The organism is Microbacterium sulfonylureivorans (assembly GCF_003999995.1).
In the GTDB taxonomy this organism is placed as follows: Bacteria; Actinomycetota; Actinomycetes; order Actinomycetales; family Microbacteriaceae; genus Microbacterium; species Microbacterium sulfonylureivorans.
The window spans coordinates 365,708-384,279 of sequence record NZ_RJAD01000003.1; the positions used below are offsets into that span (position 1 = coordinate 365,708).

Sequence of the window (18,572 nt, forward strand, 5' to 3'; positions counted from 1 at the left end):
CCCACACGCACAAAGGCACGGAGGAGTCATGACGTACACCGTCGACAAGAGCGACGACCAGTGGCGCGAGGAGCTCTCCCCGGAGCAGTACGCGGTGCTGCGCCAGGCCGGCACCGAGCGTGCGTGGACCGGCGAGCTGCTCGACGAGAGCCGCGCCGGCCTGTACACGTGCGCGGCGTGCGGCTCCGAGCTGTTCAAGAGCGGGACGAAGTTCGACTCCCACTGCGGCTGGCCGAGCTTCTACGAGTCCATCCGCCCCGAGGCCGTCGAGCTCATCGAGGACTCCAGCCACGGCATGGTGCGCACCGAGGTCCGCTGCGCGAACTGCGGCTCGCACCTCGGACACGTCTTCCCCGACGGGTTCGGCACCCCCACGGGCGACCGCTACTGCATGAACTCGATCTCCCTGAACTTCACGCCCGAAGAGTCCGCGTGACCGGTGCGCTGGAGGCGGTGCGCGCGCGCCGCTCGTGGTCGAAGGTGACCGATGAGGCACCCACGCACATCGAGCTCCTCACGCTCGTCTCCGCCGCCGGGCGCGTGGCAGACCACTCGTCGCTGCGACCCTGGCGGCTCATCGAGCTGCGCGGCGCCGATCGCGAGCGACTTGCGCAGGCGATCGCGAAGGCCGAGGGCGACAAGAGCCCGTCGTCGAAGCCGATGCGCGCACCTCTGCTGATCGCGGTGGTGGCGAGCTATCGCAAGAGCGAGAAGGTGCCGCGCTGGGAGCAGGAGGCCGTCGCGTCCGGCGTCGCTCACGTGCTCAGCCTGCTCCTCGACGAGGCCGGCTGGGGCGTCATCTGGCGCACGGGCCGCTACACGCGTTCCAAACCCGTCGCCAAGGCGCACGGTCTCGAGAAGAACGAAGAGCTCCTCGGCTGGCTGTACGTCGGCGGCAAGCCCGTGCGCTCCCGTCCCGGGCGACGCAAGGGCGTCGAGGCGCGCAGGCACGTCTCGCGGATGCCGCGGGCCAAGAAGCAGGACTGAGGGGCGTCGCGCGTCAGCGGCCGCGCCGCCGCCACGGGATCGCCGCCACCACCACGGACGCCATTGCGACGGTGACCATCGCGAGCTCCTGCCCGAATCCGGGGCTCGCGGGCGCCGGCCAGAGCGCGTCGAGCACGACCGACATCAGCAGCTGGCCGACGACCGTCCCGAGGCCGAGCAGCAGGACGCCGGTGTACTGCACGATCGCCGCCGACAGGAAGATGTAGACGACGCCGAGCGCACCGCCGACGTAGAGCCAGGCCTCCGTCGGGAACGCGGCGGGCGCGCCGGCGAACGCGATGTGGATCGCCGCCGCGGCGACCAGGAGGATCGTGCCGCCGGTGAAGTTCACCAGCGTCGCAGTCAGGGGCGTCCCCACCCGCTGTCGAAGACGGCCGTTCGTCGCCTGCTGCCATGCGATCGCGATGCCGGCCAGGAGCGGGAGCACGAGCATCCACATCGGCACGCCGCTCAGACCGTCGCCCACCAGCGCGAGCCCCACCGCGGCCAGGGCGAGCGCGCCGCCGATCAGACGCGGCACCGTGACGGCGACGACGCCCGCGGGCCCGAAGCCCACGCGATCGAGGAGCAGGCCGCTCACCGTCTGCCCGGCGACGATCCCCACCGTGAACAGCGAGACGCCGATGAGTCCGACAGCGAGGCCCTGTGTGGCGACGGTCAGCGCACCGGCGGCGCCGCCGGCGAGCATCCACCAGGGGATCCCCCCGCTGCGCACACCGGAGAGCAGCCGGCCGAAGCCCGCGCGCCCTGAGGGCAGGACCGCCGACAGGACGCCGACGATCGCGAGGCCCGATCCGAACGAGACCGCAGCCGCGACGAAGCCGTCGTCGAGGCGGATGCCGAGCTGCCCGTTCACCCGCGCCTGCACCGCGGTCATCATGCCGATCGCCGCGGCGACGCCGAGCGCGATCCAGACGGGCATGCGAGGGCGCGAGGGAGTGGCGGTCATCGAGCCGGCTACGGGACTTGAACCCGTAACCCCCTAATTACAAGTTAGGTGCGCTACCAATTGCGCCAAGCCGGCAGAGAAGCCATTCTACCGGCGAGCCGGGGAGGGGTCCGCGCGACTAGGGCGTGGGGGTCGGAGTCGGAGTCGGAGTCTCGTCGTAGTACGCGTCGCTCGCGACCGTGAGGACGAACTGCGCGAACTCCTTGGGATCGTCCAAGGCGCCGACGTAGGGGGTGCCGTTCACGAGCACCATGGGCGTTCCGGTGAGCGCCACGTCGTCGGTGTCGGGGAGTCCGCCGAGCGCCCGTTCGGTCGCGGTCTTGGCCCACGACGTGAACGCCTGGTCCTCGATGCACGAGCGAACCACCTTCGCCCCCTCGGCACCGGAGGCGATGGCCATCGCGGCCAGCTCGCTGTCGGTGTAGCCGTCGGAGTCGACGTCGGGCTGCTGCGTGAGAAGCGTGTTGTTGAACGCGAAGAAGTAGTCCGGGGAGTGCGTGGCGACACAGGCGGCCGCGCCCGCGGCCCGGAGCGAGTACTTCGTTCCGTTGGACTTCGACGTCAGCATGGCGACCGGGTAGTACGTGAGGGTGGCGGCGTCCTCGCTGACCCACTTCGACAGCTGCTGCACGTTCGCCACCTGGAAGTCGCGCGATCCGGTCGACAGGTAGTCGACGTAGACGCGGATGTCGACGTCGGGCTGCTCGGTCGGCGTCGCAGACGGCGTGGGCTCGACGGTCGGAGTCGGCGTCGGCGTCGGCGACGCGGTGCCTTCGAGGGTGCCCGTGTTCGACGGGTCGTCGGAACTGAGCCCGGTGCCGGTGACACTGGAGATGACGAACCCGTCGTCCTCGATGTTGGCCGGGCTGAGCGTCGGCTTCGACGCGGCGGACGAGACGGCCCAGGTCACCACGACCGCGGCGACCGCGACGACGGCGACGACGATGGCCGAGATCGTCGTGGCGCGGATCACGCGAGCACGCGACTGGCGGGCCTGCACCTGCTGCGCCTTCTCGCGCACGGCGTCACGCCGCTCGCTGGCAGCAGCGGCGTTCGGTGACTCGTCGCTCGACATGGAACCTCTCGGGACGGAAGCGGGCCGGGAATCGGCATGGCCCTCCGGGGGAATGGGCCGTTGACGATGCTAGCCAGCGACCCTGGGAAATGCCCAGACGGAGCCTCCACGCGCGCCGTGTCATACTGGAGTCGCGCCCGAAGAAGGGCGTGCGGGAAGCCCCCGCTCATTCCATCACTACGGATCGTCCGGCACGTACCTGCCGGTGAAGGAGAAGAGAACATGGCGTCCGTCACGTTTGACAACGCAACTCGTCTGTACCCCGGGGGCACGCGCCCCGCTGTCGACAAGCTCGACCTCGACGTCGCCGATGGCGAGTTCCTGGTCCTCGTCGGCCCCTCCGGCTGTGGCAAGTCCACGTCGCTGCGCATGCTGGCCGGCCTCGAAGAGGTCAACTCCGGCCGCATCCTCATCGGCGACCGCGACGTCACCGACGTCCCGCCGAAGGACCGCGACATCGCGATGGTCTTCCAGAACTACGCGCTGTACCCGCACATGACCGTCGCCGAGAACATGGGCTTCGCCCTGAAGATCGCCGGCATCGGCAAGGAGGAGCGCGCCGCGCGCGTCCTCGAGGCCGCGAAGCTCCTCGACCTCGAGGACTACCTCACGCGCAAGCCGAAGGCACTCTCGGGCGGCCAGCGACAGCGTGTCGCCATGGGCCGCGCCATCGTGCGTCAGCCCCAGGTCTTCCTCATGGACGAGCCCCTGTCGAACCTCGACGCCAAGCTCCGCGTCCAGACGCGCACCCAGATCGCGTCGCTGCAGCGCCGCCTCGGCGTCACCACGGTCTACGTCACGCACGACCAGACCGAGGCGCTCACGATGGGCGACCGCATCGCGGTGCTCAAGGACGGCCTCCTCCAGCAGGTCGGAACCCCGCGCGACCTGTACGAGACCCCGAAGAACGTCTTCGTGGCCGGCTTCATCGGCTCGCCCGCCATGAACCTGTTCCCGGCCCACCTCGCCGAGGGCGGCATCGAGTTCGGCGACAAGGTCGTGGGCATCGAGGCCGACACGCTGGCCCGGGCGCACGGCAGCGAGGTCACCATCGGCGTCCGTCCCGAAGACATCGTGGTCGCGCCCGAGGACGGCAAGGGCCTCTCGGTCATCGTCGACCTCGTCGAGGAGCTCGGCGCCGACGGCTACCTGTACGGCCACACCGACGTCAACGGCAAGCGCACCGACATCGTCGCGCGCGTCGACGGGCGTCGTCACCCGAACGCCGGCGAGACCGTGACCCTGGCCCCCGTGCCCGGACACGTGCACGTCTTCGACGTCGAGTCGGGCGACCGCCTCACCGACAGGGCCATCGCCTCGGCGTAATCGGTTTTCGGTCGCAACGGCGCGGGTGGGAGGATTCCCCCCGCGCCGTTGCGCATCTCCAGGGGGTTGCCATGCCGGATTCGCTGAGCATCACCGCCAGCAGCGTCGATCCCGGCCTGCTGACGCTGCCGTGGTCGACGACGCTCGCGGACTGGCCGTCGAGCAACATCGTCTACCTGCCCAAGGGCATCTCGCGCCATCTGGTCAGGTTCGCCAACCTCTCGGGCCGCGTGGTCGCCATCAAGGAGACGACCGAGCAGATGGCCCGGCGAGAGTACGACATGCTCGGCAACCTCGATCGCCTGGACGTCCCGTGCGTGCAGCGGGTCGCGGTCATCGCCGGGCGAACGGATGCCGCGGGCGACCCGCTTCCGGCGGCTCTGGTGACGGCGCACCTCAAGTTCTCACTCCCCTACCGGGCGCTCTTCACGCAGGTGCTGCGCCCCGACACCGCCACGCGTCTCGTCGACGCGCTCGCCGCTCTCCTGGTGCGGCTGCACAACGTGGGGTTCTTCTGGGGCGACGTGTCGCTGTCGAACACCCTTTTCCGACGTGACGCCGGTGCCTTCGCGGCGTACCTCGTCGACGCCGAGACCGGCGAGCTGCACGAGACGGGCCTCACGCCGGGACAGCGCGCGCACGACCTCGACGTGGCGCGCACGAACATCGCCGGCGAGATCATGGACCTCGAGGCCGGCGGACGACTCGAGGGCGGCGTCGACGCGATCGCGATCGCCGACGGCATCGTGTCGTCGTACCACTCGCTGTGGGCGGCCCTCACCGACAAGGAGTCGTTCGGCGTCGACGAGGCGTGGCGCCTCACGGAGCGTGTGCAGCGCCTCAACGATCTCGGCTTCGACATCGGCGAGATGTCGATCCTGACGACCGCGGACGGCACGCGCGTCTCGATCCAGCCCAAGGTCGTCGACGCCGGACACCACCAGCGCCGGCTCATCAGGCTCACGGGCCTCGACGTCGAGGAGAACCAGGCCCGACGGCTCCTCAACGACCTCGACGAGTTCCGGGTGCGCATCTCGCGTCTGGGCGACGACGAGGAGATGGCCGCGCACGAGTGGCTGACCCGCGTGTTCGAGCCCGTGGTGAAGGCCATCCCGTGGGATCTCCGCGCCAAGCTCGAGCCCGCCGAGGTGTTCCACCAGGTGCTCGAGCACCGCTGGTACATGTCGCAGGCGCGCGGGCGATCGGTGCCCCTCGCCGAGGTGCTCACCAGCTACATCGACGAGGTGCTCCGACACCGGCGGGACGAGGCGACGCTGATGGGTCCGCCGACCGAGACGGTCTCGCTGTCGATCATCACCGCGAGCCAGCCCGTCATCGACGACGAGGACGACGACATCGACTGGCGCGACCTGGTCTGACGACGGCGAAGGCGCGTCCCTGACCATGTCGGGGACGCGCCTTCGCACAGGTCAGTAGCCGACGGTGAAGCGCTCGCGCGAGTGCTTGGGCTCCTCGATCTCGTCGACGATCGCGACCGCGAGGTCGGGGCCGGAGATGTACGAGTCGCCCTTGTCGTCGGTGACGAGGACGTCGCCGCCGTCGCGATAGGAGCCGGTGCGCTCCCCCGGGTTCCACACGCCGAAACCGCCCGCCGGATGGACGTAGAACCAGTCCCGCGACGCCGGTCCGGCCCGCAGGTCGTCGAGGATGCCGATGGCCTCGAGCGCCTCGGGCTTGTACTCCTCGGTGAACGACGGCTGGTCGACCAGGCGCTCGCCACCGGGCGCGACGAGGCTGCCGCCGGCGCCGCCGACGACGCCGATCCGCACGGTCGACGGGAGCTCGGCCGCCAATTCGGCGACGTTGCCCCGGACGTTTCCGAGCATGTCGCCGCGGGCCGGGACGGTGGAGACCACGACGTCGACGCCTTCGAGCTCGGCGACGAGGCCGGGCACATCGAGGAGGGTGCCCTCGACGTACGTCGCGCCCTCGACCCGCTCGGCCGGAACCGACCGTGCCACCGAGACCACCGTGTGGCCGCGGCTCACCGCCTCGGCGACGATGTTGCTGCCGGCGTAGCCGGTTCCTCCGATGACGGCGATACGTGCCATGGTCTCCCTTTCGACGGATACGTCAGGCCCAAGTCGGGCCGTCGGCGATTCATTCCCATGAATGCGCCGGATGACGGCATCCGGTCAGCTGTCCTTCTGGGCGCGGACTGTCGCGACCTGGTAGAGCGCGACGGATGCCGCGATCCCCGCGTTGAGCGACTCCGTCGCGCCCGAGATCGGGATCGACACGATCTGGTCGCAGGTCTCGGTCACCAGGCGGGAGAGGCCCTTGCCCTCGGACCCGACGACGATGACGACGGGACGGTCGGCGAGCTCGAGCGTGGGGAGCGACACATCGCCGCCGCCGGCGAGCCCGAGGATGAACACGCCCTGCTTCTTGAACTCCTTGAGCATCGACGTCAGATTCGCCGCGATCGCCACGGGGATGCGGGCCGCCGCGCCGGCGCTGGTCTTCCACGCCGCGGAGTTGACGCTCGCCGACCGGCGCTGCGGCACGATCACGGCGTGCCCGCCGAAGGCAGCGGTGGAGCGGATGATCGCGCCGAGGTTGCGGGGGTCGGTGATCCCGTCGAGGGCGACGAACAGCGGCGTCTCGCCCGACTCGATCACGTTCTCGAGCAGGTCCTGCGGGTGGGCGTACTCGTACGGCGGCACCTTGAGCGCGACGCCCTGGTGCACGCCGTCGAAGCCGGCCATGCGGTCCAGCTCGGGCCGGGTGACCTCGAGCACGGGGATGTCGCGGTGCGTGGCGATCGACAGCATCTCCTTGACGCGGTCGTCCATCTCCACGCGCTGGGCGATGTAGAACGCCGTCGCCGGGATCTTTGCGCGCAGGGCCTCGAGCACCGAGTTGCGGCCGGTGACCGTCTCGGTGTCGTCTTCCTTCTTCGCCCGCGGAGCGCGGTTCTGGGTCGACCCCGGGGGCCGGCCCTTGCCGCCGGCCGCGGCATACCGCTCAGCGGCGGCCTTGCGCTTGCCGGCGGGGTGCCACGCGCGGTCCTCGGCCTTGGGGGTCGGTCCGCGACCTTCGAGGGAGCGCTTGTTCTTGCCGCCGGTGCCCTTCGTGGGCTTCTTGCCGCCCTTAGCGGCGCCGGGGCGTCCTGGCTTTGCCATGAGATTTCCTTTCCGGCCGGGCTCCGCCCGGCAGGCTCGCTAGTGCGAGCCGAACGTTTCGCGGGCCACCGGTGCGCCGGGCTCGGCGCCGACGAGACTCCAGTGCGTGCCGTCCGGCCCGTCTTCGAGGGCGATGCCGGCCGCCGCGATCGCGTCGCGGATGCTGTCGGCCGCCGCCCAGTCCTTCGCGGCCCGCGCGTCGGCGCGCTGGACCAGCATCGTCTGCACGAGGGCGTCGAGAGCGGATGCCTCGGCCGAGGCATCCGTCGACGTCCAGTGAGGGTCGAGGGGGTCGATCCCGAGGAGACCTGTCATGACGGCCACATCGGCGAACGCCGAGACGACGGCGTCGCGGTCGCCCGCGTCGAGGGCGGAGTTGCCCTCGCGCACGGTCTCATGGATCACGGCGAGCGCCTGCGGCACGCCGAGGTCGTCGTCCATAGCTGCGGCGAACCGCGCGGGGACGGCACCGTCGATGCGCAGGTCGTCGCCGCTCTGGAGGGTGCGCACGGTGCGCTGCAGGAACGTGCGGATGCGGTCGACCGCGGCCTCCGCCTCATCGAAGCCCTTGTCGGACACGTCGAGGCTCGAGCGGTAGTGCGCCGCGGCGAGCGCGTAGCGCACCACGAGCGGATCTCGATCGCGCAGCGCGTCCGCGGCGAGCACGAAGTTGAACAGCGACTTCGACATCTTCTGGCCCGCGACGGTGACAAGGCCGTTGTGCATCCAGTACCGCGCGAAGCCGTCGCCGGCCGCGGTGGACTGGGCGAGCTCGTTCTCATGGTGGGGGAAGCGCAGATCGAGGCCACCACCGTGGATGTCGAACTCGGCGCCGAGGTAGCGCCGCGACATCGCCGAGCACTCGATGTGCCAGCCCGGGCGTCCCGGACCCCACGGAGACTCCCAGGTCGCCGAGGACGGCTCGTCGGGCTTGGTGCCCTTCCACAGCGCGAAGTCACGCGGGTCGCGCTTGCCGCGCGGGTCTGCGTCGGCCGCCGGCTCCATCGCGTCGAGGCTCTGGCGGGTCAGCTCGCCGTACTGCGGCCATGACCGCACATCGAAGTACACGTCGCCCGCGGCATCCGAGCCGGCCGGCGCGGTGTAGGCGTGCCCGGCGGCGATGAGGCGCTCGATCAGCTCCTGCATCTGCGGGATCGACGCGGTCGCGCGCGGTTCGTATGTGGGGGGAAGGATGCCGATCGCGGCGTAGGCCCGCGTGAACTCGAGCTCCATGCGGTAGGCCAGGGCCCACCACGGCTCGCCGTCGAGGGCGTTCGCGAGGACCTTGTCGTCGATGTCGGTGACGTTGCGCACGAACGTCACGCGACCGAAGCGGTGGGCGAGCCAGCGGCGGAGGATGTCGAAGCTGAGGGCACCCCGGAGGTGACCGATGTGGGGTCCGGACTGCACCGTCGGACCACAGACGTACACGGTCACGTTTCCGGGTTCGACGGGTACGAAGTCGCGCAGGGCCTGCGCCTTGCTGTCGTAGAGCTGAACCGTCACCGCACCAGCCTACCGGCGGCCACCTGTGCGACCGGGGTGTGACGGCACCCTGCGGATTCCCGGTACAACTGGAGGGTGCTCCACGTCCTCGCCGTCCTCGCCGCCGCCGTCCTGTTCGGCACGACCGGCACGTCGCAGGCGCTCGGCCCAGAGGGCACCACTCCCCTGTCGATCGGCGTCATGCGCATGGTGATCGGCGGCACCGGGCTCGCGGTGATCGCGTTCCTCCTGGCCGCCCGCCACGCCCGCCGCCGCCCGGTCGATGCCGCGGCTCCCCCACGTCCGGGGATCCGCCCGATGTCGCTCATGGTGCTGACCGGCGCATGCCTCGCGATCTACCAGCCCCTGTTCTTCCTCGGCACGTCGCTCAACGGCGTCGCCGTCGGAACCGTCGTCGCGCTCGGGTCCGCTCCGATCCTCGCCGGACTCCTCGAATGGGCGCTCACGCGACGGATTCCCACCCCCACCTGGATGGGAGCGACGGCGCTGGCGACCCTCGGCGTGGTGCTGCTCGGACTCGGCGGCGAGGCGGGTGGCGCAGGCGGCACGGACCCGGTCGGCCTCCTCGGCTCGATCGGCGCGGGCGCCTCGTTCGCAGTGATCGCCAACGCCCAGCGACGCCTGCTCGACGAGGGCTGGGACCCGTTCACCGTCGTGGGCGCGATGGGCGCGAGCTCCGCCGTCCTGTGCGCCTTCGCCGTGCCGTTCGTGGACCTCGCCTGGCTCGGCACCACGAGCGGGCTCGTCATGGCCCTCTGGCTGGGCCTCGCGACGATCTCGGTCGCCTACGTGCTGTTCACCTGGGGCCTCAGCGGGCTCACGGCGGCGACCGCGGCGACGCTGACGCTCGGCGAGCCGCTGACCGCCAGCATCCTGGGTATCACCGTGCTCGACGAGCGGCTGTCGGCACTGGCGATCGTCGGCCTCGTGGTGCTCGCCGGCGGCCTCGCGCTGCTCGCGTGGGGCTCGCGCTCGGCTCGCGACCCGAAGCCGTACGCGATCGAGGCGTGACGAAACCTGCACGCAACGCGCGGGTGGCACACTGGCTGAGACATGGAAGCGACCATCCAGATCCGGCCGGACGACCTCCGCGGCGCCCCCACGCGGCGTCTCATCGCGTTCCACCTCGAGGGCATGCACGACACCTCTCCGCCTGAGAGCGTCCACGCCCTCGACGCCGAGGCCCTGCAGGACCCGACCGTCTCGTTCTGGTCGGCGTGGATCGGCGACGATCTCGCCGGCATCGGCGCGCTCAAGGAGATCGACGGCTCGCGCGGCGAGCTGAAGTCGATGCGCGTGGACGACCGGTTCCGCGGTTTCGGCGTCGGCCGGGCGCTGCTGCGTCACATCATGGCCGACGCTCGCGGACGGGGCATGACCAGCCTGTGGCTCGAGACGGGCAGCACCGACGACTTCCTGCCCGCGCAGCGCCTTTACGAGAGCGAGGGGTTCACGGTGTGCGGCCCGTTCGAGGGCTACGTGCTCGACCCGTTCTCGATCTTCATGACGCGCGCGCTCTGATCCGATCCGGCTGGGCCGGGCGTGTCAGGCGCGTACGACGAGCGCGACCGCGAACGCGGCGACGCCCTCGCTCCGCCCGGTGAAGCCGAGACCGTCGGTCGTCGTCGCCGACACCGACACCGGCGCGCCGCCGAGCGCTGCCGACAGCGCCGCCTCGGCCTCGCCGCGGCGTGCGGCGAAGCGCGGCCGGTTGGCCTGCACCTGCACCGACACGTTGCCGACCCGCCAGCCCGCCTCGCCGAGGAGGCCCAGCGTGCGTGCCAGGAAGACGTCGGCGTGCGCGCCCGCGTACTCGGGGTGGTCGGTGCCGAAGTGGGTCCCGATGTCGCCGAGTCCGGCTGCGGCCAGCAGCGCGTCGACGATCGCGTGGGCGACCGCGTCTCCATCGGAATGTCCCGACAGCGCCCGCTCGCCGGGCCATTCGAGACCGGCGAGCCACAGGGTGCCGTCGCCGCCGAAGGCGTGCACGTCGGTGCCGAGCCCGACCCGTGGGATCGCGACGGGGTGCTCGAGCCCTGCGGAGGCGGGCAGGATCGGCCGCTCCGCGACGAGGGAACGGGCGCGGTCGAGGTCTGCCGCGGTGGTGATCTTGAAGGCGAGCGGATGCCCCTCCACCGCCTCGATCTCGTGTCCGGCGTCTGCGACGAGTGCGGCGTCGTCGGTGAATTCGCCCGTCGCCGTGCGGTAGGCCGCGTCGAGGACGTCTCGCCGGAAGCCCTGCGGAGTCTGCGCCGCCGACAGCTCGGAGCGGTCGACGGCGCCGACGATCCGCGGGCCGTCGACACGCTTGATCGTGTCGACTACCGGCAGCACCGGCACGACTCCGGCACGGCCGGAGTCGATCGCGGCCACGACCCGCTCGAAGACTTCGGGAGGGGTGAGCGCCCGCGCCGCGTCGTGCACGAGAACGATCTCGACGTCGCCCCACAGCGCGGAGAGGCCCGCCTGCACGGACTCCTGCCGGGTCGCACCGCCGACGACGATCGTCACGACGTCGCGGCGGTCACCCGACGCGTCGAGCGCCTCGCTCAGCGCGTCGCCCTCGCGGCCCGCAGGGGCCACGACCACGACCTGCGCGTACGGTCCGGCGAACACGCGCTCGAGCGCGTGGCGCAGGATCGTGTGCTCGTCGATGCCGACGAACCCCTTCGGGGCGCCGGCTCCGAGGCGCGTGCCGGAGCCTGCCGCAACGACGATGATGCCGACGCGGGGTACGGGTGCGATGGTCACCCGATGAATCTAGCTTGCGAGAACCTCGTCGAGGATGACGCTGGCCTTCTCCTCGTCGGTCTTCTCTGCGAGCGCGAGCTCCGAGATGAGGATCTGCTTCGCCTTGGCGAGCATCCGCTTCTCACCGGCCGAGAGCCCGCGGTCCTGATCGCGGCGCCAGAGGTCGCGCACGACCTCGCTCACCTTGATCACATCGCCCGAGGCGAGCTTCTCGAGGTTCGCCTTGTAGCGGCGGGACCAGTTCGTCGGCTCCTCCGTGAAGGGGGCGCGCAGCACCTCGAAGACCTTGTCGAGACCCTCTTTGCCGATCACGTCGCGGACGCCGACCAGGTCGACGTTCTCAGCGGGGACCTCGATGATGAGGTCTCCCTGCGTGACGTTGAGCTTCAGGTACTTCTTGGTCTCGCCCTTGATGATCCGGTCTTTGACCTCGATGATCGTTGCCGCGCCGTGGTGGGGGTAAACGACCGTCTCGCCAACCTCAAAAAGCATGGAGTTATGTCCTTTCGGCAACCTCCAGGATACCACAGGCGACATACGCTAAGGTTCTCCGCCCCGGGGCCCGGGACAGCGCACTGCGGCGGTGACGGCGAACCCATAGAATGCTGAGGAAGCCGTCATCCGTCCTGGGAGGATCTGTGAACTCGCGCCTCATCGCATCGATCGCCGTCGGAGCCGCGCTGGCCCTCGGCACGACCGGTTGCGCCATGATCTCGCCGCAGGCGACGACGATCGAGTACTCCGCGGCCGAGGGCGTGAACGTCTACGACGCCGGCCCGCTCGATGTCCGCAACGCGTTCATCGTGGCCAACGAAGACGGCTCCGAGGGCAACTTCGTCGCCGCCATCGTGAACCAGACCGACGAGTCCCACACCCTGCGCATCGAGCTCGGCGAGGGGTCGTCCACGATCCCGCTGACGGTACGGGTGCCGGCGAACACGACGATCAGCCTCGGCGCCGACGGCGAAGACCCGATCCTCGTCCAGAACCTCGACACCCCGGCCGGCGCCGACATCCCCGGCTACTTCCAGTCCGGTGACGGCGACGGCACGCTCACGTCGGTGCCCGTCCTCGACGGCGAGCTGCCGTACCTCGCACCACTGGTGCCCTGACCCTCGACGAGAAGCCCGCCCCGCGCATCGCGGAGGCGGGCTTCTTCGCGCCGAGGCGGCTCAGCCCTCGAAGCGGTACCCGAGCCCCCGCACGGTGACGAGCATCTCGGGCGCGCTGGGGTTCTCCTCGATGCGCGAGCGGATGCGCTTGATGTGCACGTCGAGCGTCTTCGTGTCGCCGAAGTAGTCGCTCCCCCACACGCGGTCGATGAGCTGCCCGCGGGTCAGCACACGGCCGGCGTTGCGCATGAGCACCTCGAGGAGCTCGAATTCCTTCAGGGGCATGCTGATCTCGCCCCCTGCGACCGCGACCGTGTGGCGGTCGATGTCGAGCACGACACGGCCCCCTTCGAGCACGCGGTCGTCGAGGTCGGAGTCGACCTGCGAGAAGCGGCGCAGCACGGCGCGCATGCGGGCGAGCAGCTCGCGGGCCGAGTACGGCTTCGTGACATAGTCGTCGGCTCCGAGCTCGAGCCCCACGACGATGTCGACCTCGGAGTCCTTGGCGGTCAGCATGATGATGGGCACGGTCGAGGTGGTGCGGATCTGCCGGCACACCTCGGTCCCCGGCATCCCGGGCAGCATGAGGTCGAGCAGGACGATGTCGGCACCGCGCTCACGGAACGCCGCGAGCGCTGCGGGGCCGTCTTCGGCGATCTCGACCTCGTACCCTTCGCGGCGCAGCAGGTAGGCCAGCGGGTCGGCGAGGTCGGGCTCGTCCTCCACGATCAGGACGCGGGTCATACGGGTTCTCCGTTCGTGGGGATGGGTCGGGAGGCTTCCGCCGTCGCGCGCTTCTTCTTGCGGCCGCGCTTGGGAGCGTGGTCCTCGACGGGTGCGGGGATCTCGGGGAGCCGGATCGTGAACGTCGACCCGCGGCCCGGACGCGACCACAGCCGGACCTCGCCGCCGTGACGCTGCACGGCGTGCTTGACGATCGACAGGCCCAGGCCGCTGCCGCCGGTGCGGCGCGCGCGTGCCGGGTCGGCGCGGTAGAAGCGCTCGAACACGCGGTCCTGATCGCCCTCCGCGATGCCGATGCCGCGATCGGTGACGGCGATCTCGACGACGCCCTCCACGAGCTTCACGCCGACGCCGACGCTCGACCCCTTCGGCGAATACGCGATGGCGTTGGAGATGAGATTGCCGACGGCCTCGCTGAGCACTTGGGCGTCGCCGCGGACGTAGAGCCCGCGCTTGCCGCCCCTGACCACCTCGACGCCGGCGGAGTCCGCCTGGATCGCGTGCGCGTCGAGGGCCGCGGCGACGACCTCGTCGACCGACACGTCTCGGTCCTCGGTCAGCTCGTCCGACGCCTGCAGGCGCGACAGGTTCATGATCCGCGACGTGAGCAGGGCGAGCCGGTTGGCCTCGGCCGTCAGCCGGGCCGTGAAGATGCGCACCTGCGGCGGATCGTCGGCGGCGGACTCGATGGCCTCGGCGAGCAGGCTCACGGCGCCCACCGGAGTCTTCAGCTCGTGACTCGTATTGGCGACGAAGTCGCGGCGCATCTGCTCCACGCGCTCGCGTTCGGTGATGTCGCGGAGCACGAGGAGCGTGAGCCGCGGCGAGATGCGTGTGGCCCGCACGACGACCAGGCGCGGCTCGGCGGGTGGTGCGCCGCGTCGCAGGCGCATGGTCTCGGTGGCGGGAGCGGTCTCGGAGCGCGCTGCGCGGGCGACCCCCCGCAGCTGGTCGTCGGGCACCGACCGGCCCTCGACGAAGTGGAACGGGCCCGCGGCAGCAGACGCGGCGAGCACGGTGAACGAGGCGTCGACGACGACGGCCGCGTCATCCATCCCGTGCAGCACCTCGCGCACTCCCTCGGGAATCGCGAGCGACGTCTCCGTCCGTGCGCGGTCCCGCGCACGCAGCGAGGTCGCGACGACCGCGGAGATCGAGCCCCCGATGACGATTCCGGTGAGGAGGGCGAGCAGCGCGAGCTGCGTCGTATCCATGGCACCAGCGTAGAGGGCCGCGAGCGGCGGGGACCGACCAGGGCGGGGAGTCCGCGAGGACCGCCGGGTACTATTCACCGCGGCGGCACCGTCCGTTAACCTTCGCTGGCGACAATCGCCAGGGTCGCGGTGGCGGATGCCTGCCCGGATCAGGAAAGGTGCGTCGGAATGCGCGAAGTCTTCCATCAGTCGCTCGAGGACGTCCAGGGTCGTCTCGTCGAGATCGCCGAGCTCGTGACGGTGGCGATCGACAAGGCCACGCGGGCGTTCAGCACCAGCGACGTCGCGCTGGCCGAGGAGGTCATCGAGGCGGACGCCGTGATCGACGAGAAGGCGGTCGCGCTCGACGAGCTCGCGATCGAGATCCTCGCCCGCCAGCAGCCGGTCGCGCGCGATCTGCGCATCGTGGTGAGCGCCCTGCGCATGAGCGCGTCGCTGGAGCGCATGGGCGACATCGCCGAGCACATCGCCCAGCTCACGCGCATGCGCTTCCCGGAGAGGGCGATCCCCAAGGGCCTGAAGTCCACGTTCACCAAGATGGGCGAGCTCGACGTCGAGGTGGCGCGACAGCTCACCGAACTGCTGCGCACGCAGGACCTCGCCGTCACGGAGTCCATCCGCAACGCCGACGACGAGATCGACGACCTGCACGTCTCGGTCTTCGAGAAGGTGCTCAGCGACAGCTGGCAGGGTGAGGCCTCGGCGACCGTCGACGCGACGCTCGCCAGCCGCTATCACGAGCGCTTCGCCGACCACGCGGTCTCGGTCGCGAAGAAGGTCGCCTACCTGTCGACGGGCGACTGGACGCCGTCGACCGACGCGCTGGACATCATCACGCAGTCGTAGCGCCCACGAACGAAGGAGAGCGGATGCCTCGGGGAGGCATCCGCTCTTCTCGTCGTGGTCAGCGGACTACTTCTTGCCCTGCGAGGCGACTGCGGCGGCGCCGGCGGCCGCGGCCTCGGGGTCGAGGTACTCGCCCGGTCCGAGCGGCTCGAGGTTCTCGTCGAGCCGGTACACGAGCGGGATGCCGGTGGGGATGTTCAACTCGGCGATGTCGGCGTCGCTGATGCCGTCGAGGTGCTTGACGAGACCGCGCAGCGAGTTGCCGTGCGCCGTCACGAGCACCGTCTTGCCGGACTTCAGGTCGGGGACGATGTCGCTGTGCCAGTACGGCAGCATGCGGTCGATGACGAGCTTGAGGGACTCGGTGTGGGGCACCTCGCCGTCGATGCCGGCGTAGCGCGGATCGTCGACCTGGCTGTACGGGTCGTCGGCGGGCAGCGGCGGCGGCGGCACGTCGAACGAGCGGCGCCACAGCATGAACTGCTCCTCGCCGAACTCTTCGAGCGTCTGCGCCTTGTCCTTGCCCTGCAGCGCCCCGTAGTGGCGCTCGTTGAGGCGCCACGTGCGCTTGACGGGGATCCACAGCCGGTCGGCGGTGTCGAGGGCGATGTCGGCGGTCTGGATGGCGCGACTGAGGAGGGAGGTGTGGAGCACGTCGGGGAGGAGGCCGGACTCGGCGAGCAGCTCGCCGCCGCGCGCGGCCTCGGCCTTGCCCTGCTCGGTGAGGCGGACGTCGACCCAGCCGGTGAACTGGTTGGTCTTGTTCCACTCGCTCTGGCCGTGTCGGAGGAGGATCAGCGTGTAGGGCGCGGTCATGCGCCCAATGATATCGGCGCCGGGTGCCCCGACGTCGGCTCGTGACGGCTGGCATCATGGGGTCATGGGCTCCGCTCGCGCCTCCGACGCCGCCGCGAAGCGGGGGCGTGAGTCCCATCGGGTCGGGCGGATCACCCGGGGCACGACGGGGACCAACCGCCTTCGGCGGATCGACCGATGGATCGCGCGGCATCCCGCGCTCCGCCGGGCGGACGATCCGCTGGTGGTGGACCTCGGCTACGGCGCGAGCGGCGTCACCGCACTCGAGCTGCACGCCCGGCTCGCCCGGACCCGTCCCGACGTCGAGGTGCTCGGGTTGGAGATCGATCCGACACGGGTCGCCCGCGCGACGGAGCAGCTCGCGGCGGTCCGCGAGGGCGGAACCTCCTTCGCGCCGGATGCCGCCGTCTCGTTCGCGCTCGGAGGATTCGAGGTTCCCGTGCCGGGCGGTCGCCGTCCCGCGGTGATCCGGGCCTTCAACGTGCTGCGCCAGTACGACGAGGACGAGGTCGCGGCGGCGTGGGCATCGATGACGTCTCATCTCGCACCCGGCGGACTCCTCGTGGAAGGCACGTGCGACGAGCTCGGGCGCATCGCCACGTGGGTCGCGCTCGGCGAGGACGGCGCACCCCGGTCGCTCACGGTCTCGCTGCGACTCGCGGGGCTGGAGCATCCGTCGGTCGCCGCGGAGCGGCTCCCCAAGGCGCTCATCCACCGGAACGTGCCGGGCGAGCGCATCCACGCCCTACTGGCGGGCCTCGACGCCGAGTGGGAGCGTGCGGCCGGCGTGTCGCCGTTCGGACCCGTGGAGCGCTGGCGCACCGCGCTCGGAGCGCTGGCGTCATCGGGATGGCCGCTGCGCGACCGTTCCCGGTGGCGGCTGGGAGAGGTCACCGTGCCGTGGGATGCCGTCGCCCCCGGTTCCTGACCGCACTCGTCTGCGAGCCGGGCGCGGTCAGATCCGCGGCACCGCGGCGCGAGCGTCGCCGGGTGGCATCCCGGTCGCCGTGAGCAGGTCCACCACGAGCGGGCGCATCGCCGCGACCAGGTTCTGGTCGCCCAGCGACGCGTCGGGCATCAGCTCGGCGGGGTCGAGGCGCGACGCCACCGCGACGAGCGCCGCGCGCGCCGCCGGCTCGAGCGAGATGTCGTCGAGCGAGTCCGACACGAACCCGGCGCCGCGCACGATCTCGGCCAGCACATCGGCCGACACGGGTCTCGCCGTGCCGTCGTCGCACAGGTAGACGACGCGACGTGCCACGACGCGGAGGTTGCGGGTCGCCAGCTCCGTCGACTCGCGGATGCGGTCCTGCCGCTCGAGGTCGAACCGCTGGCGGCGCAGGAACGGCGAGATCTTCGCGATCGCCCGGCCGGACTCGAGCGACGACCGCCACTCGTCGAGCAGCGGCTGCAGCGCCCGCGCCTTCTCGAGCCCCCGCTCGGCGCGCAGCCGGTCGCCGCGCCGCAGCGCCTGCACCAGCGCCGCCGACGTACGGTCGACGGCCGCGAAGACCGCCCGGCCTTCGCGGAGCGCGTCACGGAGGGGATTGCGCGGGATGAGGGCGGTCACGAGCAGCGCGGCGATGCCGCCGATGATCCCGTCGACCAGCCGCAGGAACGGGGCCGTGGCCGGGATGACCATGACGATCAGCGACTGGATCGCCGCCGCGATCGCGAAGCTCGCCTGCGCCGAGAGGAAGCGGGAGACGACGAGCGTCAGCCCCAGCGCCAGGGCGAGCTGCCACCAGCCCGATCCCGTCACGATCAGGAGCAGCTCGGCGACCAGGATGCCCACGAGCATCCCGAGCACCGTCTCGAGCACCCGGCGCGGTCGCGCGTCGCGCACCAGCCCGAGGCTCCCGACGGTGACGGTGGCGGCGAGGAGCGGCGCGGGATGCCCGAGCACGTAATGGGCGAAGGCGTAGGAGCCGGTCGCGGCCACGACGATCTGCACGATCGGGATGCCCGAGTCGCGGACTCGCACCAGAGCCGGTCGCGGATCGAAGCGCGTGCGCCAGCCGGTGGGGATCGCCGTCGTGGTCGGCGGCCCGGTCACCCGGACGCTCCGCTCCGCCGGCG

The 18,572-nt window shown here is 71.0% G+C and carries 20 protein-coding genes and 1 tRNA gene; 9 read left to right on the forward strand and 12 right to left on the reverse strand.

Annotated features, from left to right (window positions below; translation table 11 throughout):
* The first annotated feature begins 28 nt into the window (after window positions 1-28).
* Entirely contained in the window at window positions 29-436 is a 408-nt protein-coding gene (gene msrB, locus EER34_RS15155; protein WP_127476202.1) for a peptide-methionine (R)-S-oxide reductase MsrB, read from the forward strand.
* Window positions 433-987 (forward strand): nitroreductase family protein, encoded by a 555-nt coding sequence (locus EER34_RS15160; protein ID WP_127476204.1) that lies wholly within the window; start codon window positions 433-435, stop codon window positions 985-987. Before msrB ends, EER34_RS15160 begins: the two co-directional genes overlap by 4 nt.
* A gap of 13 nt (window positions 988-1,000) precedes the next feature.
* Here EER34_RS15160 and EER34_RS15165 read toward each other — a convergent pair whose 3' ends face one another.
* From EER34_RS15165 to EER34_RS15175, 3 genes are all read right to left on the reverse strand, one after another.
* Entirely contained in the window at window positions 1,001-1,957 is a 957-nt protein-coding gene (locus EER34_RS15165) for a DMT family transporter (protein ID WP_127476206.1), read from the reverse strand.
* A 2-nt stretch (window positions 1,958-1,959) separates the two neighbouring features.
* Window positions 1,960-2,032 (reverse strand) — tRNA-Thr (locus EER34_RS15170).
* A 43-nt stretch (window positions 2,033-2,075) separates the two neighbouring features.
* On the reverse strand, window positions 2,076-3,032 hold the full coding sequence (locus tag EER34_RS15175; protein ID WP_127476208.1) for a DsbA family protein: 957 nt from the start codon (window positions 3,030-3,032) through the stop codon (window positions 2,076-2,078).
* Between the two features lie 222 nt (window positions 3,033-3,254).
* Here EER34_RS15175 and EER34_RS15180 point away from each other — a divergent pair, with 222 nt between their 5' ends.
* Together EER34_RS15180 and EER34_RS15185 are read left to right on the forward strand one after the other, a co-directional pair.
* The gene (locus EER34_RS15180; protein WP_127476209.1) at window positions 3,255-4,358 is read left to right on the forward strand and encodes an ABC transporter ATP-binding protein; all 1,104 of its coding nucleotides are present in this window, start codon (window positions 3,255-3,257) and stop codon (window positions 4,356-4,358) included.
* 71 nt (window positions 4,359-4,429) lie between these two features.
* On the forward strand, window positions 4,430-5,737 hold the full coding sequence (locus EER34_RS15185) for a DUF4032 domain-containing protein (RefSeq protein ID WP_127476211.1): 1,308 nt from the start codon (window positions 4,430-4,432) through the stop codon (window positions 5,735-5,737).
* A gap of 51 nt (window positions 5,738-5,788) precedes the next feature.
* Here EER34_RS15185 and EER34_RS15190 read toward each other — a convergent pair whose 3' ends face one another.
* The 3 genes from EER34_RS15190 to cysS form a co-directional block, all read right to left on the reverse strand.
* Window positions 5,789-6,430 (reverse strand): NAD(P)-dependent oxidoreductase, encoded by a 642-nt coding sequence (locus EER34_RS15190; protein WP_127476212.1) that lies wholly within the window; start codon window positions 6,428-6,430, stop codon window positions 5,789-5,791.
* A gap of 84 nt (window positions 6,431-6,514) precedes the next feature.
* Window positions 6,515-7,504 carry a 23S rRNA (guanosine(2251)-2'-O)-methyltransferase RlmB gene (gene rlmB / locus EER34_RS15195; protein ID WP_127476214.1) on the reverse strand — a complete coding sequence of 330 codons (990 nt, stop codon included), beginning with the start codon at window positions 7,502-7,504 and terminating at the stop codon, window positions 6,515-6,517.
* 39 nt (window positions 7,505-7,543) lie between these two features.
* Window positions 7,544-9,010, reverse strand: a complete 1,467-nt coding sequence (cysS, locus tag EER34_RS15200; RefSeq protein ID WP_127476216.1) for a cysteine--tRNA ligase — start codon at window positions 9,008-9,010, stop codon at window positions 7,544-7,546.
* Between the two features lie 75 nt (window positions 9,011-9,085).
* Between cysS and EER34_RS15205 the strand changes: the two genes are divergently transcribed.
* Together EER34_RS15205 and EER34_RS15210 are read left to right on the forward strand one after the other, a co-directional pair.
* Window positions 9,086-10,021 carry a DMT family transporter gene (locus EER34_RS15205; protein WP_127476218.1) on the forward strand — a complete coding sequence of 312 codons (936 nt, stop codon included), beginning with the start codon at window positions 9,086-9,088 and terminating at the stop codon, window positions 10,019-10,021.
* A gap of 42 nt (window positions 10,022-10,063) precedes the next feature.
* On the forward strand, window positions 10,064-10,531 hold the full coding sequence (locus EER34_RS15210; RefSeq protein ID WP_127476220.1) for a GNAT family N-acetyltransferase: 468 nt from the start codon (window positions 10,064-10,066) through the stop codon (window positions 10,529-10,531).
* A 24-nt stretch (window positions 10,532-10,555) separates the two neighbouring features.
* On the opposite strand, the gene ispD is transcribed toward EER34_RS15210, so the two are convergent.
* Together ispD and EER34_RS15220 are read right to left on the reverse strand one after the other, a co-directional pair.
* The gene (gene ispD / locus EER34_RS15215; protein WP_127476221.1) at window positions 10,556-11,761 is read right to left on the reverse strand and encodes a 2-C-methyl-D-erythritol 4-phosphate cytidylyltransferase; all 1,206 of its coding nucleotides are present in this window, start codon (window positions 11,759-11,761) and stop codon (window positions 10,556-10,558) included.
* Window positions 11,762-11,770: 9 nt separating this feature from the next.
* Window positions 11,771-12,253: a CarD family transcriptional regulator gene (locus tag EER34_RS15220; protein WP_127476223.1), complete on the reverse strand. Its 483-nt coding sequence runs from the start codon at window positions 12,251-12,253 to the stop codon at window positions 11,771-11,773.
* A gap of 146 nt (window positions 12,254-12,399) precedes the next feature.
* Here EER34_RS15220 and EER34_RS15225 point away from each other — a divergent pair, with 146 nt between their 5' ends.
* Window positions 12,400-12,873, forward strand: coding sequence for a DNA modification methylase (locus EER34_RS15225; RefSeq protein WP_127476225.1), 474 nt, complete (start codon window positions 12,400-12,402; stop codon window positions 12,871-12,873).
* 60 nt (window positions 12,874-12,933) lie between these two features.
* Here the strand turns inward: EER34_RS15225 and EER34_RS15230 are convergent, their stop codons facing one another.
* Both EER34_RS15230 and EER34_RS15235 read right to left on the reverse strand, forming a co-directional pair.
* Complete coding sequence (locus tag EER34_RS15230; RefSeq protein ID WP_127476227.1) at window positions 12,934-13,617, reverse strand: response regulator transcription factor; 684 nt, start codon at window positions 13,615-13,617, stop codon at window positions 12,934-12,936.
* On the reverse strand, window positions 13,614-14,831 hold the full coding sequence (locus EER34_RS15235; RefSeq protein ID WP_127476228.1) for a sensor histidine kinase: 1,218 nt from the start codon (window positions 14,829-14,831) through the stop codon (window positions 13,614-13,616). Before EER34_RS15235 ends, EER34_RS15230 begins: the two co-directional genes overlap by 4 nt.
* A gap of 168 nt (window positions 14,832-14,999) precedes the next feature.
* Here EER34_RS15235 and phoU point away from each other — a divergent pair, with 168 nt between their 5' ends.
* Window positions 15,000-15,677, forward strand: a complete 678-nt coding sequence (gene phoU / locus EER34_RS15240; RefSeq protein ID WP_127476230.1) for a phosphate signaling complex protein PhoU — start codon at window positions 15,000-15,002, stop codon at window positions 15,675-15,677.
* Window positions 15,678-15,743: 66 nt separating this feature from the next.
* Here phoU and EER34_RS15245 read toward each other — a convergent pair whose 3' ends face one another.
* On the reverse strand, window positions 15,744-16,493 hold the full coding sequence (locus tag EER34_RS15245; RefSeq protein ID WP_127476232.1) for a phosphoglyceromutase: 750 nt from the start codon (window positions 16,491-16,493) through the stop codon (window positions 15,744-15,746).
* A 64-nt stretch (window positions 16,494-16,557) separates the two neighbouring features.
* Between EER34_RS15245 and EER34_RS15250 the strand changes: the two genes are divergently transcribed.
* The gene (locus EER34_RS15250) at window positions 16,558-17,421 is read left to right on the forward strand and encodes a class I SAM-dependent methyltransferase (protein ID WP_127476234.1); all 864 of its coding nucleotides are present in this window, start codon (window positions 16,558-16,560) and stop codon (window positions 17,419-17,421) included.
* A gap of 27 nt (window positions 17,422-17,448) precedes the next feature.
* Here the strand turns inward: EER34_RS15250 and EER34_RS15255 are convergent, their stop codons facing one another.
* A complete protein-coding gene (locus EER34_RS15255; protein ID WP_240642412.1) occupies window positions 17,449-18,549 on the reverse strand; it encodes an FUSC family protein in 1,101 nt (366 codons plus the stop codon).
* Window positions 18,550-18,572 lie beyond the last annotated feature (23 nt).

Coding starts and splice junctions, on each gene's coding strand:
- msrB (WP_127476202.1), top strand. CDS start 29: ATGACGTACACCGTCGACAAGAGCGACGACCAGTGGCGCGAGGAGCTC.
- EER34_RS15165 (WP_127476206.1), bottom strand. CDS start 1,957: ATGACCGCCACTCCCTCGCGCCCTCGCATGCCCGTCTGGATCGCGCTC.
- EER34_RS15175 (WP_127476208.1), bottom strand. CDS start 3,032: ATGTCGAGCGACGAGTCACCGAACGCCGCTGCTGCCAGCGAGCGGCGT.
- EER34_RS15180 (WP_127476209.1), top strand. CDS start 3,255: ATGGCGTCCGTCACGTTTGACAACGCAACTCGTCTGTACCCCGGGGGC.
- EER34_RS15185 (WP_127476211.1), top strand. CDS start 4,430: ATGCCGGATTCGCTGAGCATCACCGCCAGCAGCGTCGATCCCGGCCTG.
- EER34_RS15190 (WP_127476212.1), bottom strand. CDS start 6,430: ATGGCACGTATCGCCGTCATCGGAGGAACCGGCTACGCCGGCAGCAAC.
- rlmB (WP_127476214.1), bottom strand. CDS start 7,504: ATGGCAAAGCCAGGACGCCCCGGCGCCGCTAAGGGCGGCAAGAAGCCC.
- EER34_RS15210 (WP_127476220.1), top strand. CDS start 10,064: ATGGAAGCGACCATCCAGATCCGGCCGGACGACCTCCGCGGCGCCCCC.
- EER34_RS15220 (WP_127476223.1), bottom strand. CDS start 12,253: ATGCTTTTTGAGGTTGGCGAGACGGTCGTTTACCCCCACCACGGCGCG.
- EER34_RS15230 (WP_127476227.1), bottom strand. CDS start 13,617: ATGACCCGCGTCCTGATCGTGGAGGACGAGCCCGACCTCGCCGACCCG.
- EER34_RS15235 (WP_127476228.1), bottom strand. CDS start 14,831: ATGGATACGACGCAGCTCGCGCTGCTCGCCCTCCTCACCGGAATCGTC.
- phoU (WP_127476230.1), top strand. CDS start 15,000: ATGCGCGAAGTCTTCCATCAGTCGCTCGAGGACGTCCAGGGTCGTCTC.
- EER34_RS15245 (WP_127476232.1), bottom strand. CDS start 16,493: ATGACCGCGCCCTACACGCTGATCCTCCTCCGACACGGCCAGAGCGAG.
- EER34_RS15250 (WP_127476234.1), top strand. CDS start 16,558: ATGGGCTCCGCTCGCGCCTCCGACGCCGCCGCGAAGCGGGGGCGTGAG.